This window comes from Actinoallomurus sp. NPDC052308 (genome assembly GCF_040679195.1).
GTDB lineage: Bacteria > Actinomycetota > Actinomycetes > Streptosporangiales > Streptosporangiaceae > Actinoallomurus > Actinoallomurus liliacearum.
The window spans coordinates 308,104-324,678 of record NZ_JBFAUM010000005.1; the positions used below are offsets into that span (position 1 = coordinate 308,104).

Here is a 16,575-nt window from a genome sequence, read left to right on the forward strand (position 1 = left end):
ACGCCGCTGGCAGGAAACGGGGCGGAAATCTGGCCGCGAACCGGTGATGCGGCGATGGGAAGAGACCCGGTAAGACGCGTTGACCAAGGCTGGACAGCCATCCCCCCGTTTCACGTAAGAGAAGGAGGAAAAAGTAAATGTCACAGGGGAAGAAACGCGTGGGGGGTTCCGGTGGAATTCCGGATGCTCGGGCCAATCGAATTCTGGTTGACCGGAATTCGGGTGGATCTCGGGACTGCCAAGGAGCGCCTGCTCCTCGCCGCTCTCTTGCTCGCCGAGGGGCGCCCGGTCTCCGTGGAGACCTTGATCGATCGCGTGTGGGGACGGAATCCACCGGCTGAAGTACGGCAGAGCCTGCAGACAGATCTGTCGCGTCTGCGCAGGAGGTTCAAGAAGTACGGCGTCGCCGAGGCCGTTCGCCTGGCCGCGACGCCCGGAGCGTACGCGTTGGAGGTGTCTCCCGAGCACGTCGACCTCTTCCGGTCTCGGATGCTCCACGACCAGGCCATTTCCAGGCGGCAAAGCGGCAACACACGAGACGCGATCAAACTGCTCCGCGAAGGCGTGAACCTGTGGCGGGCGGAACCGCTGACCGGCATTTCCGGTGAGTGGGTCGACCAGATGCGGGTGAGTCTCGACGGAGACTACCGAGCGATGACCCGTGAACTGATCGAGATGGAGCTCGCCGTCGGGAACCACGCCGAGATCGTCGGTTCCCTGGTGAACTTGATCGGAAGATATCCGCTGGACGAATCCTTCGTCGGACAGTTGATGATCGCCTATTACCGCTGCGGTCGGCAGGCCGACGCGCTCGGGCTTTACCAGACCACCGCCCGACGGCTACGTGAGGACGCCGGTGCGGCACCGTCGCCTCGCCTTCAGGCTCTGTTCCGCGGCATCCGGCAGCACGATTCGGCGGTCGCCGCGCCCCACCGTGCGGCGTCGGAGCCGATACCGGGGCTCGACCAGTTGCCGCCACCGGTGCCGGAGTTCACCGGGCGCGCCGAAGAACTCGCCGCGCTGGCCGCCCGCACAGGCACGGCGGACGATGTGGTGCTGATCGAGGGCATGCCCAGCGTCGGGAAGACGGCCCTCGCGGTCAGGGCCGCCCACGACCTCGCCGATCACTTCCCCGACGGGTGCTTCTTCCTGCCGCTGCACGGCCACGACGCGCACCACCTACCCGAGAGCCCGGCCGCCGCACTGTCCGAACTTCTCCAGTTGGCCGGCATCGCGCCCACGAGCATTCCGCAGGACACGGCCGCACGAGTCAGGCTGTGGCGTGACGTGATGGAGGGGCGCCGGGCCATGGTCGTACTCGATGACGCCGTCAACGAGGACCAGGTTCGGCCACTCCTGCCGGGCACCTCCGACTGCCGCGTGATCATCACCAGCCGCCGCCACCTGGCCGGGATCAACGGCCGTCACCACCGACTCGGTGTGCTGCCGATGGCGGACGCCATCGCCCTGTTCACGCGGATCGCGGACCCGGAGGCCGTCGTCGCGCCCGACTCGGTCGCCGGCGCGGTGCGGCTGTGCGGCGGATTGCCGCTGGCGATCCGCCTGGCCGCGACGCGATGGCGCGACCGACAGGTCTCCTCGATCGAGACCCTGGCCGAGGACCTGCGCGGGCCGCACGAGAACATCGCCGACCTGCAGGATCCGGCACTGGCGGCCACCTTCGCCCTCTCCTACCGTGACCTGTCGGTCACGCAACGGCGAATCTTCCGGCGCATGGGCATCAGCCCGGTCGCCGAGTTGACGGCCGCTGCCGTCGCCGTCCTCGCCGGCATACCGGTGGGTGAGGCCGAGCGAAGCCTCGCCGATTTCGCCGACCACTATCTGATCGAGGAGATTTCTGCGGGCAGGTTCCAGCTCCACGATCTGGTCCGGCAGTACGCCACGGCCCTTCCGGCCCGAGAGGATCCAGAGTTCGACGTTCGGCGTGCTGTCGGGCGAGTGCTCGACTACTACCTGCTCAAGGCCGACATGGCCGACGGCACGCTGTTTCCGCACCACATCCGTGCCGGGGTGACCGCCGCCGACCGATCCGTGTCGGTCGAGCCGTTCGCGGACGAGGAGGCGGCGACGAACTGGCTGTCAGCCGAGCGGAAGAACCTGGTCCGCCTGATTCAGTACGCCGCTGATCACGCCTGGAACGCTCACGCCATCGACTATGCCAAGACGGTGGCCCGCTACTTCGACTCCGCCTCCCAGTGGGAGGAGGCGGAGATGATGCACCGACGTGCGCTGAACGTCGCCCTCGAACTCGAGCTCCCCAAGGCCGCCGCCCAGGCGCAATTCGACCTGGCGGTCGTGCAGTGGAGGCTGGGAAGGATGGAAGAGGCGCTCGCGAACGCCACGAAGGCCGAGCAGATCGCGCACCGTACGGGCGAGGCGGCCCTCAGAGCCGCCGCACTGGACCAGATAGGCCTGGTGGCGTGGTCGTCGTCGAATTATCGGGAGGCGCTCGCCTATTTCGGCGAGTCCCTCGATATCTATCGCGACGCCGAGTACCCCCGTGGGAAGGGGGAGTGCCTCAATCACCTCGGAATGATGCTGGCGCAGGTCGGGCGGCATCAGGAAGCGCTGCGCAGCTTCCATGACGCACTTGAGAGCTTCCGCTCCATCGGCGACGTGCGCGGCGAGGCGACGACGCTGAGCAACCTCGCCCATACCCATCTGCTGCTCGGCTACCATCGCGACGCTTATGAGCTGTATCAGAAGTCGCGCGACATCTATCGGACTCTGACGGGGCGGCGTAACAAGGCGATCCTGGACAATAATCTCGGCGACGTGGCACGCTATCGCGGCCGCCATGACACCGCCCTGAAGTACTACGGCGAGGCCCTCGCCGAGTTCTCGGCGACCGGGGACCGGATCAATGAGTCGAACGTTCTGAACAATATGGGGCTCGCGCTCACCGGCCTGGAGCAGTACAACGAGGCGCTGATCCGCCATCGCTCCGCGGTGGCCGTGGCCAGGACGATCAACAACACGAGCGAGAAGATCCGGGGGATGCTCGGCATCGCGGACGTACGCGTCTGCACGGGCCAGTACCCGGTCGCCACCGATGACTATCGAGCCGCCCGCCGGTTGGCCCAGCAGATAGGCGACCCCTACCTCGAGGCTCAGGCGCTGAACGGGCTCGGCCACGTGACGAGTCTGACCAAGGGACATGACGCCGCACGCATCTACTGGCGCCAGGCTTACGACCTGTTCTTACAACTGAACATCGTCCCAGAGATCGAAGCGGTGAAGATTCGCCTGGACATCATCGACCTGGCCGACTGATAAGCATTTCAACCTCACCTCGCCGACGTATGCGGTGAGGCTATTCAGCGTGGCAGAACACTCTGGTGGACACGAGATTTCGGTCCGATCTTTTTTCTATTTTCGCTCCTCAGGTTCCGCGTGATCGTCTAGGGTTGAGGTAGTTCGATCGAAGGGCGATCGAATCGCCGAATTAGAAAGATTTTGAATGTTCAAGCATGAAAAGATATTGAAGGCCGTTCTGGTTGCCGCCACCGTGATGGGTGCTCTTCAGTGGATGCCGAATTCGTTCCACGGATAGGCGTGCGGGTGTAGCGAGAACGCGCTCGTGAGGGGTTCCGGCGAAGTAGCGCCGGAACCCCTCACGCTTGTACGTCCCCCGTGTGCGGTTGCGACCGAGGCGGGGGCGGTCGCTCAGTGCGTGGCCTGGGCGGTGACGCGCTGGATGGCCTGGACGGCGACATCGGGCCGGTCGAGGTAGATGTAGTGCTCGCTGTTGGCGGCGATGCTCAGCCTGCTGCGCCTGGAGACCGCGAGCCACTTGTGCTCGCCTGCGGTCCACGCCCGCTCCAGGGCGGGACCGTACTGGGAAAGGCCGCGAGGTACGGCTTGCCATGCTTGATCACCTGCACCGGGATGTTCCCGGCAGAGCGCACCTTCTCGTCGGTGATGACGAGCTTCTCCGGGCTCTCGCCCCGGTCCACCGCGAGAGTCTGGGCGCGCAGCTCGGCCGCCGGGCCGGTGGCGGACGCGGGGATCGTCTGGGTGATGTCGGCGACCGACGTCGGTGAAGTGGCGTCCATCAGGACGAGCCCCTTGACCTGGTGATGGCCGGGGGCGTATCTGGCGGCGATCATTCCGCCCAGCGAGTGCCCGGCCAGGACGACCGGGCCGTCACCGGCGTCGCACGTAGCTCACACGGGGGACAGCGCGCTGCGTCCCCCATGCGAGCTACCGGCGAATGTCCACCGCGCGGTGACGATTTGCAGACCGCTGAATCCATAGCGTTCTCGCCATCGCCGCGGCGCTCCGGCCGCGCAATCTCGCGAAGGAATCATCATGCGATTGTTGAAGCAGCTCGTGGCCGTCGCGCTGGTCGCGTTCGTGGGCGGTCAAGCGGTGGCCGCGGTGGGGAACAATGAGCCTCTGCGTCTGATCCTCGGTCTCGTGACGGCCGTTCTCGCGGTGCTGGTCTACGCCCGGGTGGTGCGGTGGTCCGAGCGCCGCGCGCCGGTGGAGGTGGCCAGGGAAGGCGCCGTCGCCGCCGTCGGCCGGGGGCTGCTGATCGGCGTCGGGATGTTCGCGGCCGTCATCGTGAACCTCGTCTTCCTGGGCGACTACCGGGTCGACGGCTGGGGATCGGTGATGGGTGCGCTCGGGCTGTTCGGCTTCATGGCCGCCGCCGCCGTGACGGAGGAGCTGCTGTTCCGCGGCGTCCTGTTCCGGATCGTCGAGGAACGCACCGGCACCTGGGTGGCGCTGACACTGACCGGCCTGCTCTTCGGCCTGTCGCACCTGTTGAACAAGGACGCCAGCCTGTGGGGCGCCATCGCCATCGCCATCGAGGCCGGCGGCATGCTCGCCGCCTGCTACGCCGCCACCCGCAACCTGTGGGTGCCGATCGGCCTGCACTTCGGCTGGAACTTCGCGGAGGCCGGCATCTTCGGCACCGAGGTCTCCGGCAACGGCAAGACGGAGGGGCTGCTGCACGGTGTGACGTCGGGCCAGGCCCTGCTCAGCGGCGGCAAGTTCGGGCCGGAGGCGAGTGTGTACTCGGTCCTGTTCGGCGCGCTGCTGACGATCGTGTTCATGTGGCTGGCCCACCGGCGCGGCAACCTGGTCCCTCTCCGGCGCCGCGCCCGCGCCGCCGCGACCGCTACGCTCGCCCAGTGATCGACCTCCGGCGCGTCCCGGACCTGTGGCGGCGGCGTGACGTCACGGTCCGGGATCTCCCGTTCGCGCTGCTGATGGTCGCCCTGGCGTTCCTGCCGGCGTTCCGCGACCAGCAGACCCAGGTCGGCGGCCTGCCGACCCGCCCCTCCGACGCGCTGACCGTCGTCGTCATCGCCCTCGAGTGTCTCCCGCTCGCCGTGCGCCGGCGGTGGCCGACCGCCTGTCTCACCCTGGTCTCGCTCGGTTTCGCCCTCGACCAGCTCCGCGCTTACCACACGTTCACGGGCGCGGCACTGGCCTTCGCGCTGGTGAGCGCGGGCGCCCATCTGGAGCGCCACCGGCGCGTCGCCGTGGTGCTGCTCTCCGCGGCGTACGTGCCGCTGGCGGTCGCGCTCGGCCGGCTCGGCGGGACCGAGGGGCCGGGCGAGTACATGACGTTCTACCTGGTGCTGGTCTTCGCATGGGGCGTCGGGTCCTGGCTGCGGGCCACCCGGGCCGCCGAGGCCGAACGCCGCCGCCACGTCGCCGAGGCCACCCGCGCCGCCGAACGCACCCGCATCGCCCGCGAACTCCACGACGTCGTGACCCACCACGTGACGGCGATGGTCGTGCAGGCCGAGGCGGCGCGCTATCTGACCGCCGCACCGGATCGCCTCGACGCGACCCTGAGCGCCGTCAGCGACACCGGGCGGCGGGCCATCACCGACCTGCGGCACCTGCTCGACCTGCTCAACCCCGACCACGACACCGACGGCAGGACGCCGTCCGTCGGCGAACTTCACACGCTCGTGGAGCAGACGCGCAGTGCCGGACAGCCGGTGGAGTTCACCGAGGAGGGCAGTCCGGCGGAGTCGGCCGGCAGCGCGGAGTTCGTGGCCTATCGGGTCGTGCAGGAGGCCCTGACGAACGCCCTCAAGTACGCCCACGGGAGCCGTACCGGCGTCCATGTGCGCTATGGCGAAAGAGAGATCACCGTGCAGGTCAGCACCGATGGTTCCGGCTCGCGGGCCGGCTCTCCCGGCGGGAGCGGGCGGGGCCTCGCCGGTCTCCGCGAGCGGGTCGACGCCCTGGGCGGTGAGTTCAGCGCGGACCGGCGGGCGGGCGGCGGCTTCGTCGTCCGGGCGCGCATCCCCGCTGGGAGCCCGTCGTGACCGCGCCGGTTCGGGTCCTGGTCTGCGACGACCAGGCGCTGATCCGTACGGGGTTCGCGACGATCATCGATGCGCAACCCGATCTGGAGGTGGTGGGCGAGTGCGGGGACGGGCGCGCCGCGGTCGACCTCGCCCGCCGGCTGAGTCCGGACCTGGTGGTGATGGACGTACGGATGCCGGTGCTCGACGGCATCGAGGCGACCCGCCTGCTGGCCGGGCCCGGGGTGGCCGATCCCGTCAAGGTGCTCGTGGTGACGACGTTCAACCTGGACGAGTACGTGTACGAGGCGCTGCGCGCGGGGGCGAGCGGGTTCCTGCTCAAGGACGCCCCACCGGCGCAACTGCTGAACGGCATCCGCACCGTCGCGACCGGTGCCGCGCTGCTGGCGCCCGAGGTGACCCGGCAGCTCGTCGGCAGGTACGCGGCGCGGATCCGTCCCGCCGAGGGCACGCCGGACGGTGTTCCGCTCACCCGGCGCGAACTGGAGGTTCTGCGCCTCATCGCGAGCGGCCTGTCCAACAGCGAGATCGCCGCGACGCTGGTGATCAGCCAGGAGACCGTCAAGACGTACGTGTCGCGCATCCTCACCAAACTCGACCTGCGGGACCGCGTGCAGGCGGTGGTCTACGCCTACCGCAACGGCCTGGTGACCTGATCACCGAGTTCTCATGCGGTCAGCCGTGCGCCACGGTCAGGGCGTAGAACTTCACCTTCGCGCCCTTGCTGGTGCTGTCCGACGCGGACTGGTTGTAGTCGCCGGCCTTGAAATACTGGTGGTAGGAGCCGAAGCCGGAGGCGATCGGGTAGCTGGTCGTGCTGCCGTTGACGGTGATCTGGATCCGGCCGCCGACGATCGCGATGACGTAGCTCCACTGGGTGCCGAGCGCCACGTTGGCCAGGGTGTGGAGGGTCTGCCCGCCGTCGGGGGAGTTCTCCAGGCCGAGGACGATGTCCCCGTTGCTGTGGTAGTAGAGCTCGAGCAGCGGTTTGGTCGAGGAGCCGCCGCTGCCGAGGTGGATCTGCCCGACGCAGACGTTCGAGGTCACCGAGACGATCCGCAGCCTCGCCGACAGCCGGTGGGTGCCGGACAGCGCCCAGTCGGCGGCGCTGCCGTCGGCGTTCATCTCACGGAGCTCGGAGCGCGGGTAGTTGGAGTTCGGCGTGGTGACCCCGGACTCGGGGTCCCAGAAGGTCATCGAGCCGTCGTTCTTGTCGGTCCAGAAGTACGCGGGGTTCGTGTACCCGCCCGCGCCCTTCAACTGTGAGGGCGGGATCGTGGTCGGAGAGCCGGGCGACCCGATCGGGAGCTGGAGCTCCCACACCGACAGGTCGAAGTTGCCGCCCGGTGGGACGCTCGGATCGAGCGCGGTGGAGGAGGCGGCCGCGGTACGGGCCGTCGCGGTGCCGACGACACCGGACAGGGCCGCCGCGATCACCATGGCGCCGACCGCGGTGATCATCTTCCGGATACGCCGCGTCGTGCCGTTCGCTGCTGTCACGCGCGTTCTCCTTCACGGTGCGCACGCCTGTCCGGCGGCGCGGAGCTCCGAAGGCGACCGGGAACGCAGCCGGATCGGTCTCCTGACGGGGGTCAGACTCGGGCGATGACGCCATGGTAAGTACGCGGTCAGATTTTGTAAAGGTAGTTAACAGTAACTGCCGGGCTCACCCCACGGGACCCCGAACAACGGCGGGGCCGGTGGAGGAGCGGACGATGAGCTCGGTCGCGAGCTCGACGTGGAGTGCCTCGTGCTCGTGCTGGTCGAGCAGTCGGGTGTAGAGCGTGACGGCCATGCGGCCCATCTCGGCCAGCGGCTGCCGGACGGTGGTCAACTGCGGGTGCGTCGCGCGGCTGAGGTCGATGTCGTCGAAGCCGGCGATCGAGAGGTCGTCCGGCACCCGCAGGCCGCGCTCGGCGGCGGCGCGCAGGGCGCCGACGGCCATCTTGTCGTTGAAGCCGACCAGTGCCGTGGGCGGGTCGGGCCGGTCGAGCAGTTCGCCGGCGGCCCGGTGGCCGTGGTCGACGGTGGGCTCGGGGACGTGCCGCATGAGGTCCGGGGTGGGCAGGACGCCGACGTCGGCGAGTGCGGCGAGATGACCGGCGGTGCGGGCGTCGGTGACCAGCCAGTCGCGCGGGCCGGCGATGATGCCGACGCGGCGGTGTCCGAGGGTGACCAGATGGGACATGAGCGCGCGGGCCCCGGTGAAGTGGGCGGCCGAGACCGCCGCGATGTCGCGCGGGGGAGTCGTGCGGGGGTCGACGACGACGAAGGGGAAGCCGCTGTCGCGCAGCCGGACGAGGTCGTCGGCGGGTTCGGGCGGCAGGATGAGGATGGCCCCGCCGACCCCGGATCGTGCGGGCAGGCCGCGCAGCGCGTCGGTGCGCTGGGCGGACTCGCCGGCGTTGAGGAGCACTTCCAGCCGCTGGGTGGCGGCGGCTTCGGCGATCGAGGAGACGATGAGGCCGAAGTAGTCGCTCAGGACGTACGGGCAACGGACGTAGATGACGGGCGAGCGCCGGTGCGGCGGTCGGCGGCCGAGCCTCCCGGCCGCCTCCAGTACCACTTCACGGGTGCGCGGGGCGACGTTGTCCTGGCCGTTGAGCACGCGGGAGACGGTGGCGATCGACAGCCCGGTCTCCTCGGCGACCTGCCGGACGGTTGCTCGCTGTCGCACAGGCTGATCCTCTTTCATCGCCCGTTACATGCGGCCTCCTTTCCCGAGGGGAGTCGAGGGCCCCATGCCACCTCTAACCCATGATCCGAGGGCGCGAGAGCTGTGTCCAGGAGGAGGACACTACTTTCTTCACGCCGAGAAAAAAGATCCGTCATCTGATTGACACGTTGTTGCGTTCGGTGTTTCCTTCCAGTTGCCGCCGCTGCGACGTCCGGGTCGGTAGTCGGCGGTGGCACCGCACGTATCGGACCTTCGAGGACCGTCACGCAGTGACGGGGTCCGGCCCCGACCGTCCCCGCCGACGCCGGCGTCCGCCTGGCGCGACGGGCCGTCTCGAACAGGGAGCTCCGGCATGCCTCGACCAGGTCACCCGTTGCCGCGCGGTAACGCCTTCACATCCCCTCGCACGGCTCACCGCGGCCGGAGCCTCTCCGCCTGACCCACCCCTGAGCCCCGCCGTGCCTCGACGGCGGCAACGGACGGACCGAACCGGAACCGGACCGTCCCGACGGGGCCCGGCACGTGCCTGCCGGCGCGCGCCGGGCCCACGGAATCCGCCATGCCTCCGCTGCGATCCCCGCGATCCACCTCGAAGCGAAGGAATCCCCATGCGACATCTGTCGGGTAGGCGCACGCTCGCGCTGAGCTCGGCGACCGCGCTGGCGGCCGCCGCACTGTGCGCCCTTGCCGCAGCGCCCGCGTCCGCGGCCATCTCGGTCAACACGCCCTACACCTTCGTCAGCGCCAACAGCGGCAAGTGCGTCGACGCCGCCGCGGCCGGAACCGCCAACGGCACCGCCGTGCAGCAGTACACCTGCAACGCCAGCACCGCCCAGCAGTGGCAGCTGAAGACCGCCGCCGACGCCGGCTACTACGTGATCGTCAACTCCAACGGGTCGCAGCCCGCGATCGACGTCGACGGCCCCTCGACCGCCGACGGCGCCAAGATCCACCTGTGGTCGAACGGCGGCTGGGCCAGTCAGGAGTGGCAGCCGGTGCAGGAGTCCGGCGGGAACTACCATTTCGCCGACCGCTACAGCGGGAAATGCCTGGACGTCCCCGGGGCGTCGACCGCCGATAGCGTTCAGCTCCAGCAGTACACCTGCAACGGCACGAACGCCCAGTCGTTCACCCTCACTCCCGTGGGCGGGAGTACGCCGCCGACCAACCCGAACAACCCCGATCTCGGGCCGAACGTCAAGATCTTCGACCCTTCGATGTCGGCGTCGAGCATCCAGTCCACGATCAACTCGGTCTACGGCTCCCAGCAGACCAACCAGTTCGGCACGAACCGATACGCACTGCTGTTCATGCCCGGCAGCTACAACGTCGACGTCCCGGTCGGCTTCTACACCCAGGTGGCCGGGCTCGGCGCCCAGCCCACCGACGTCTCGCTGACCGGCGGCGGCGTGCACGTGGACGCGGCCTGGTCCGGTGGCAACGCCACGCAGAACTTCTGGCGCGGAGTCGAGAATCTCTCCGACACGCCCGGCTCCGGCACCCTGGAATGGGCGGTCTCGCAGGCCGACCCGTTCCGGCGCGTCGACGTCCACGGCAACATGACGCTGGACGACTACACCTCGGGCAACAACTCCAGCAACTGGTCGTCCGGCGGATACATCGGCGACAGCCGTGTCTCGGGCCAGGTCGACTCCGGCACCCAGCAGCAGTTCCTCACCCGCAACACCGCGATGGGCAGCTGGACCGGCTCGAACTGGAACATGGTGTTCGTCGGCGACACCGGCGCCCCCGGGCAGTCGTTCCCGACGTACACCAACGTGTCGGCCACACCGACACTGCGCGAGAAGCCGTACCTCTACGTCGACTCCACCGGCCTCTACAACGTGCGGGTGCCCGCCCAGCGCACCAACGCCGTCGGGCCCGACTGGACTTCCGGCAGCACCGCCGGCACGACCATTCCCATCACCCAGTTCTACGTCGTCAAGTCCGGCGACACCGCGGCGACCATCAACGCCGCCCTCGCGTCCGGCAAGAACCTGCTGGTGACCCCGGGGGTCTACCACCTGAACGCGCCGCTGAACATCACGCGGCCCGACACCGTCGTGCTCGGGCTCGGCCTGGCCACGTTCGTACCGGACAACGGCGTCACCGCCATCACCACCGCCGACGTCGACGGCATCGACATCTCCGGGCTGATCATCAGCGCCGGCACCACCAACAGCCAGACGCTCATGCAGGTCGGCCCCGCGGGCTCCTCCGCCGGCCACGCCGCCGACCCCATCACCCTGCACGACGTCTTCTTCCGCGTCGGCGGCGACGTCGCCGGCAAGGCCGCCCAGTCGCTGGTGGTCAACAGCAGCAACACGATCATCGACCATTCGTGGCTCTGGCGCGCCGACCACGGCAACGGCGGCACCGTCGGCTGGAACACCAACACCGCGGCCAACGGCCTCGTCGTCAACGGCGCGAACGTCACGGCGTACGGGCTGTTCACCGAGCACTACCAGCAGTACCAGGTGGTGTGGAACGGCAACGGCGGCCGCACGTACTTCTACCAGTCCGAGATGCCGTACGACGTCCCCAGCAACGCGAGCTGGACGCCGGGCGGCGGCACCAACGGCTACGCCTCCTACAAGGTCGGCGCGGGCGTCACCTCTCATCAGGCGTGGGGGCTCGGCGTCTACTGCTACTTCAGTACGAACTCGGGCGTGGTCGCCGACCGGGCCATCGAGGTCCCGTCCACCGGCTCGGCCTTCCACGACATGGTCACCGTCTCCCTCGGCGGCACCGGGACCATCAACCACATCATCAACAACTCCGGCGGCGCCGTCCGCTCCGGTAGCACCGTCGCCTACCTGACCAGCGGCCCCTGATTCGAGAGCCACGGGAGTGAGGGCCCCGCCCTCACTCCGCCTCTCCCGCCCTCACCCCCACCGCAGGAGGAGACCCCGCAATGACCCGCCCCCGCTTCAGACGACTCATCGCGGCGCTCGGCGCGGTGCCGTTGGCGGCCGCCACGCTCATGGGCGTCACGGCCGGCTCGGCGTCGGCCGCCGCCAACCCGGGCCCAGGCTTCCCCGCGCACTACGCCGCCCCGTACGCGGAGATGTGGAACGACCCGTCCTCGCTCATGAACGCCTACAACGCGACCGGCAACAAGTACTACACGCTGGCCTTCGTCATCAGCCAGGGCACCTGCAACGCCACGATCAACGGTGACACCCCGATCACCGACGCGGGCTGGAACAACGCCGTCAACAGCCTGCGCGCGGCCGGCGGCGACGTGATCGTGTCCTTCGGCGGCGCGGGCGGCACCGAACTGACCTCGTGCGGCACCGTGGCGGCGATGCAGGCGCAGTACCAGAGGGTCATCGACCAGTTCAATCTCACCCGCATCGACCTCGACATCGAGGGCTCCACGCTGGACGACACGGCCGCCAACGACCGGCGCGACCAGGCCCTCGCCAATCTTCAGCAGCAGTACGCGGCGCAGGGCAAGACCCTGTCGGTCGACTACACCCTGCCGGTCAGCCCCTCCGGCCTGGAGTCCGACGGCGTCGCCCTGCTGCAGAACGCCAAGAGCCACAACCTCAACGTCAACCTCGTCAACATCATGACGATGGACTACGGCGGGTCCATGGACATGGGCCAGGCCGCGATCAGTGCGGCGAACGGTCTGCACACCCAGCTCGGCCAGATCTGGACCAGCAAGACCTCCGGCCAGCTGTGGGCGATGGAGGGCAACTGCCCGATGATCGGCGTCAACGACGTCAGCAGCGAGGTGTTCACCACCTCGGACGCCCAGGACCTGGAATCCTTCGCCGCGAGCAACGGCATCCAGGAGCTCACCTTCTGGTCACTCGGCCGGGACAACCAGGGCTCCAGCGGCACCCCGCAGAGCAACTACCAGTTCACCGACATCTTCAAATCGATCACCAACGGCGGCGGGACCACCCCGCCGCCGGGGGCCACCCCGATCCACGGCTACGGCGGCAAGTGCGTCGACGTCGCCGGCGCCGCCACCGCCAACGGCACCAAGGTGGACCTCTACACCTGCAACGGCACCAACGCGCAGCTGTGGACGCACAGCGGCAGCACCTTCCAGGCGCTGGGCAAGTGCCTCGACGTGACCGCGGCCGGCACCGCCAACGGCGCCAAGGTCCAGCTGTACGACTGCAACGGCACGGGCGCCCAGTCCTGGACCGTCGGAGCCGGCAACAGCCTGGTCAACACCAACTCCGGCAAGTGCCTCGACGACACCGACTGGAGCACCGCCGACGGCAACCAACTGCAGATCTGGACCTGCACCGGCACCGCCAACCAGAGCTGGACGCTCGGCTGACCCCGTATCGGCGAGACGCTCGGCTGGTGTTCTCCAGCCGAGCGTTTCGCATGGTCTGGAGTAACCCTGGCGGACGGCTCGGCCGGTATGACCTGGTTCGTCGCGAGAGGCCGTTAGCGGTCACCGATCCGGCACATTTTGCATATTCGCGATGATCTTCGTGGCTGTAGGATTTCGCCCTCTTCTCACCCTGGATCGAAGGCCGTACATGCGTCGTACTCTGGCCGCCCTTGCCACTTCGAGCGCCGTCCTGATGGCGTCCGCCCTTCCCGCAGGGGCTTCCCCCACACAGCCGACCTCCATCGTCGGCTTCGCGAGCTCGGTGACCACGGCCGCCTACCGGCAGGCGGTGACCTTCACCGGCGAACTCACCGAAGGCCGTACCCAAGACCCCGTGGCCGGTGAGCCGGTGCGGATCGAGCTCAGGCCGCCCGGCGAGACCGCGTACGTTCCGGTGGCCACCGGAACGACCGGCTCCGACGGGCACTTCACGATCACGACGACGCTGCCGAGCGGCGGCTATGTCGCGGCGGTGTTCGCCGGTGACACAGACCTGGCCCCCAGCCGAAGCACGGGCTGGACCCTGCTGCAGGCCGCACACCTGCCGAGCAGGTTCGTGCTGGACCCGACCCCCGCCTCCGTACCCACCGGAACCCCGGTGACCTTCTCCGGCACGATGCAGGTGCAGGTCGACGGTGACTGGCAGCCGTTCGCGGGTGCTCCGCTGACGCTCACGATGGAGCCCGGCACCTCCAGCGAGCCGAACGTCACGTACGCCACGACCAGCGGAGACGACGGCCGGTTCAGCCTGACCGAGCCCGTGAGCGAGACCGGTACGTGGAGCGTCGCCAACACACTGAAGGGCACGTACTGGGAAGAGTGGTTCCCGAACTCCGCGACCGCCGGCTACGCCCTGATCTACGGCGTGTCCAAGACGCGTGTCATGAAGTTTGCCCTGCCGTCGCACGACGAGGCCCACCACGCCTACGAAAAGGGTCTGTACGCGACCGGCGAGGTGGAGCGCTGGAACGGCGCCTCCTGGGTCGGTCTGCCCTACGGCTGGGTCGACTTCTACTACCGGCCCAAGGGCTCCACGACCTGGCACCGGGATTACACGGCGCAGACCGACGCGTACGGGGCCTTCCGCAATATCGTGGGCATCCACCTGGGCACCGCCGACTGGCAGGCGCGGGTCCGTACGGACGCCGACACGCTGGCGGCCACGAGCACCGGCACGGTGACCAGCACCCTCACCGACCAGACCCACTTCGCGGCCGCGGCCATCTACCGCACGTCGTCCAAGAGTTCCTTCGAGGGTCGGGTCACCGACTGGCACAACGGGCAGGTCTCCTTCTCGACCCTGCGCGGCCTGAAGGTCCGCCTGTACTACCGGGCACGGGGTTCCAAGACCTGGCACGCCTACAAGACGGCGACCCTCGGCCGGAACGGCGCCTTCTCCTTCTCCGCGTCCAAGGGGAAGAAGTACTACTTCAAGGTCGTCTTCCCGACCCAGGGCGTCTACCGGACGTCCACCAGCCGCACGCTGTGAGCCGCCGCCCCTCGGCCGACGCCGAGGGGCGTCCGGCCGTCCTTTCCAAGCCCGCCGGCGCCAACCTGACGGGGCTCTGAATAAGGGCGAAATGTCGTACCCGGCTCGTACGGTTCGAGCTGTCGACGCGGAAGGCGACGCTTATTCGCCTTCTCCTGCCCCCGTCTCCCGAGCCCTTTTTGGAAGGCCCGATGTCCGTGGAAACGACCCAAGAGACCACCTACCTCGAACTCTCCGAAGAGGGCGATGGAGCGCACAAGTTCTATGAGGTCACGGTCGACGGCACGACGATGACCATTCGGTACGGCCGGATCGGCGACGCCGGGCAGCGCAAGACCACCACGTTCCCGGATGCGGCGAAAGCGAAGGCGACGGCCGCGAAGAAGATCGGGGAAAAGGTCCGTAAGGGCTACGCCCCCGCCGTACGCGGAGTCCGGAAGAAGCGGGGCTTCTCCCGTCGCCAGGCCATGAGCGCCCACGTCGGTGGCGCGTCGGCCCCCGTCGGCCGCCCGGCGACGCGGCGGGCTCCGGTCCTGTGGCGCTACGCCTCGGGCTCCGCCGCGTTCGGCATCTTCATCGACGACCGGCTGTGCATGGTGGGCAACGAGGCCGGCCTGATCACGTCGCTGACGCACGACGCCCAGGTGGTCCAGCAGGTCCGGCTGCCCGACGGGGTCAAGTGCATCGTCGCCGACGACGCCTGGCTCTACGCGGGCTGCGACGACGGCAACGTCTATGACCTGTCCGGAAAGGTGCCCAGGCTGGCGTACCAGATCTCCCCGGACATCGACATCTACTGGCTCGACATCCACGACGGCATCCTCGGCGTGTCCGACGCCGGCGGTGGCGTCGTGGCGATCGACCACGAGGACGAGTTCCTGTGGCGCCGGCAGGGCCGCGGGGCGGCGGGCTGGATGGTGCGCTGTGACGCCGCCGCCGTTCACCACGGTCACAGCGGCGGCGTCACCAGCTATGACTGGCGTACCGGCAAGGAGCTGTGGCACCAGTCCACCGGGCCGGTGCTCTTCGGCTGGCAGGAGCGGTCGACGGTCTACGCGGGGACCTCGACCCGTACGGTGGTGCGGCTGCGCAAGGACGGCGGCCGGGAGCGGACCTACCACTGCGACGCACCGGTCTTCTCGTGCGCGACCGCGGAGGACGGCCGGTACGTCTTCGCCGGGGACAACCAGGCCTCGATCTACTGCTTCGACGAGGACGGCACCCGCCTGTGGAAGCTCGCCACCGGCTGCGGCGCCGCGTACTCCATGCAGTACCACGACCAGCGCCTGTACATCGTGACCACGGACGGCTCGCTGGCCTGCGTCGACGCGAGCGAGGAGGCCATCAGGTCGGCGGAGCAGGGCTCGGTCCCCGACGTCGTCGACGTCAAGGCGCCGACCGTGGTCGAGACGGTCACCCCGTCGACCACCGTCGACGTCGTCGCCGACAGCAGTGGGGGCGTCGTCGTGGAGTGCTTCGAAGAGCACGGCCACCTTCGGGTCCGCGTGGTCTCTCCCGGCTTCGACCAGAGCTGGCGGGTCCAGTTCCCGAAGGGAATCCGCGAGCGCGGTGCCCGGTACGTCGTCGCCGAGGTGCGCGAGTCCGGCCGCGGCGGTTTCTACCGCGCCTACGGCGACATCCACCGTCTCGCCTGACGGCGCCCGGTCGGCGAGGGGCGTGAGAGGCCGGAGCCGTTCGCCCGCCATCGTGCTGTACCTCTCGGGTCCTA

Annotated in this window: 11 protein-coding genes; 8 read left to right on the forward strand and 3 right to left on the reverse strand. The window is 68.8% G+C overall.

Annotated elements, in window-relative coordinates:
* Window positions 1-171 precede the first annotated feature (171 nt).
* Complete coding sequence (locus AB0L00_RS18490; protein WP_364435246.1) at window positions 172-3,294, forward strand: tetratricopeptide repeat protein; 3,123 nt, start codon at window positions 172-174, stop codon at window positions 3,292-3,294.
* A gap of 488 nt (window positions 3,295-3,782) precedes the next feature.
* Here AB0L00_RS18490 and AB0L00_RS18495 read toward each other — a convergent pair whose 3' ends face one another.
* Window positions 3,783-4,130, reverse strand: coding sequence for a hypothetical protein (locus AB0L00_RS18495; RefSeq protein ID WP_364435248.1), 348 nt, complete (start codon window positions 4,128-4,130; stop codon window positions 3,783-3,785).
* Between the two features lie 202 nt (window positions 4,131-4,332).
* Between AB0L00_RS18495 and AB0L00_RS18500 the strand changes: the two genes are divergently transcribed.
* Genes AB0L00_RS18500 through AB0L00_RS18510 form a run of 3 tightly spaced genes read left to right on the forward strand, consistent with a single transcriptional unit; the run spans window position 4,333 to window position 6,973 of the window.
* The gene (locus AB0L00_RS18500; RefSeq protein ID WP_364435251.1) at window positions 4,333-5,166 is read left to right on the forward strand and encodes a type II CAAX endopeptidase family protein; all 834 of its coding nucleotides are present in this window, start codon (window positions 4,333-4,335) and stop codon (window positions 5,164-5,166) included.
* Window positions 5,163-6,317, forward strand: a complete 1,155-nt coding sequence (locus AB0L00_RS18505; protein WP_364435254.1) for a histidine kinase — start codon at window positions 5,163-5,165, stop codon at window positions 6,315-6,317. Before AB0L00_RS18500 ends, AB0L00_RS18505 begins: the two co-directional genes overlap by 4 nt.
* On the forward strand, window positions 6,314-6,973 hold the full coding sequence (locus AB0L00_RS18510; protein WP_364435257.1) for a response regulator transcription factor: 660 nt from the start codon (window positions 6,314-6,316) through the stop codon (window positions 6,971-6,973). The genes AB0L00_RS18505 and AB0L00_RS18510 overlap by 4 nt, the downstream gene beginning before the upstream one ends.
* 19 nt (window positions 6,974-6,992) lie before the next feature.
* On the opposite strand, the gene AB0L00_RS18515 is transcribed toward AB0L00_RS18510, so the two are convergent.
* Together AB0L00_RS18515 and AB0L00_RS18520 are read right to left on the reverse strand one after the other, a co-directional pair.
* The gene (locus AB0L00_RS18515) at window positions 6,993-7,817 is read right to left on the reverse strand and encodes a polysaccharide lyase family 7 protein (RefSeq protein ID WP_364435260.1); all 825 of its coding nucleotides are present in this window, start codon (window positions 7,815-7,817) and stop codon (window positions 6,993-6,995) included.
* Between the two features lie 166 nt (window positions 7,818-7,983).
* The gene (locus AB0L00_RS18520; RefSeq protein ID WP_364435263.1) at window positions 7,984-8,994 is read right to left on the reverse strand and encodes a LacI family DNA-binding transcriptional regulator; all 1,011 of its coding nucleotides are present in this window, start codon (window positions 8,992-8,994) and stop codon (window positions 7,984-7,986) included.
* 608 nt (window positions 8,995-9,602) lie between these two features.
* On the opposite strand from AB0L00_RS18520, the gene AB0L00_RS18525 reads away from it, so the two are divergent.
* The 4 genes from AB0L00_RS18525 (at window position 9,603) to AB0L00_RS18540 (ending at window position 16,501) form a co-directional block, all read left to right on the forward strand.
* A complete protein-coding gene (locus AB0L00_RS18525) occupies window positions 9,603-11,828 on the forward strand; it encodes an RICIN domain-containing protein (RefSeq protein ID WP_364435266.1) in 2,226 nt (741 codons plus the stop codon).
* A gap of 80 nt (window positions 11,829-11,908) precedes the next feature.
* A complete protein-coding gene (locus AB0L00_RS18530) occupies window positions 11,909-13,297 on the forward strand; it encodes a ricin-type beta-trefoil lectin domain protein (RefSeq protein WP_364435269.1) in 1,389 nt (462 codons plus the stop codon).
* A gap of 208 nt (window positions 13,298-13,505) precedes the next feature.
* Entirely contained in the window at window positions 13,506-14,846 is a 1,341-nt protein-coding gene (locus AB0L00_RS18535; RefSeq protein WP_364435271.1) for a hypothetical protein, read from the forward strand.
* 191 nt (window positions 14,847-15,037) lie between these two features.
* Window positions 15,038-16,501, forward strand: a complete 1,464-nt coding sequence (locus AB0L00_RS18540; RefSeq protein WP_364435274.1) for a WGR domain-containing protein — start codon at window positions 15,038-15,040, stop codon at window positions 16,499-16,501.
* Window positions 16,502-16,575 lie beyond the last annotated feature (74 nt).

Excerpts from the sequence above, each read along its gene's own strand:
- AB0L00_RS18495 (WP_364435248.1), bottom strand. The coding sequence starts at position 4,130 with ATGATCGCCGCCAGATACGCCCCCGGCCATCACCAGGTCAAGGGGCTC.
- AB0L00_RS18500 (WP_364435251.1), top strand. The coding sequence starts at position 4,333 with ATGCGATTGTTGAAGCAGCTCGTGGCCGTCGCGCTGGTCGCGTTCGTG.
- AB0L00_RS18525 (WP_364435266.1), top strand. The coding sequence starts at position 9,603 with ATGCGACATCTGTCGGGTAGGCGCACGCTCGCGCTGAGCTCGGCGACC.
- AB0L00_RS18530 (WP_364435269.1), top strand. The coding sequence starts at position 11,909 with ATGACCCGCCCCCGCTTCAGACGACTCATCGCGGCGCTCGGCGCGGTG.
- AB0L00_RS18535 (WP_364435271.1), top strand. The coding sequence starts at position 13,506 with ATGCGTCGTACTCTGGCCGCCCTTGCCACTTCGAGCGCCGTCCTGATG.
- AB0L00_RS18540 (WP_364435274.1), top strand. The coding sequence starts at position 15,038 with ATGTCCGTGGAAACGACCCAAGAGACCACCTACCTCGAACTCTCCGAA.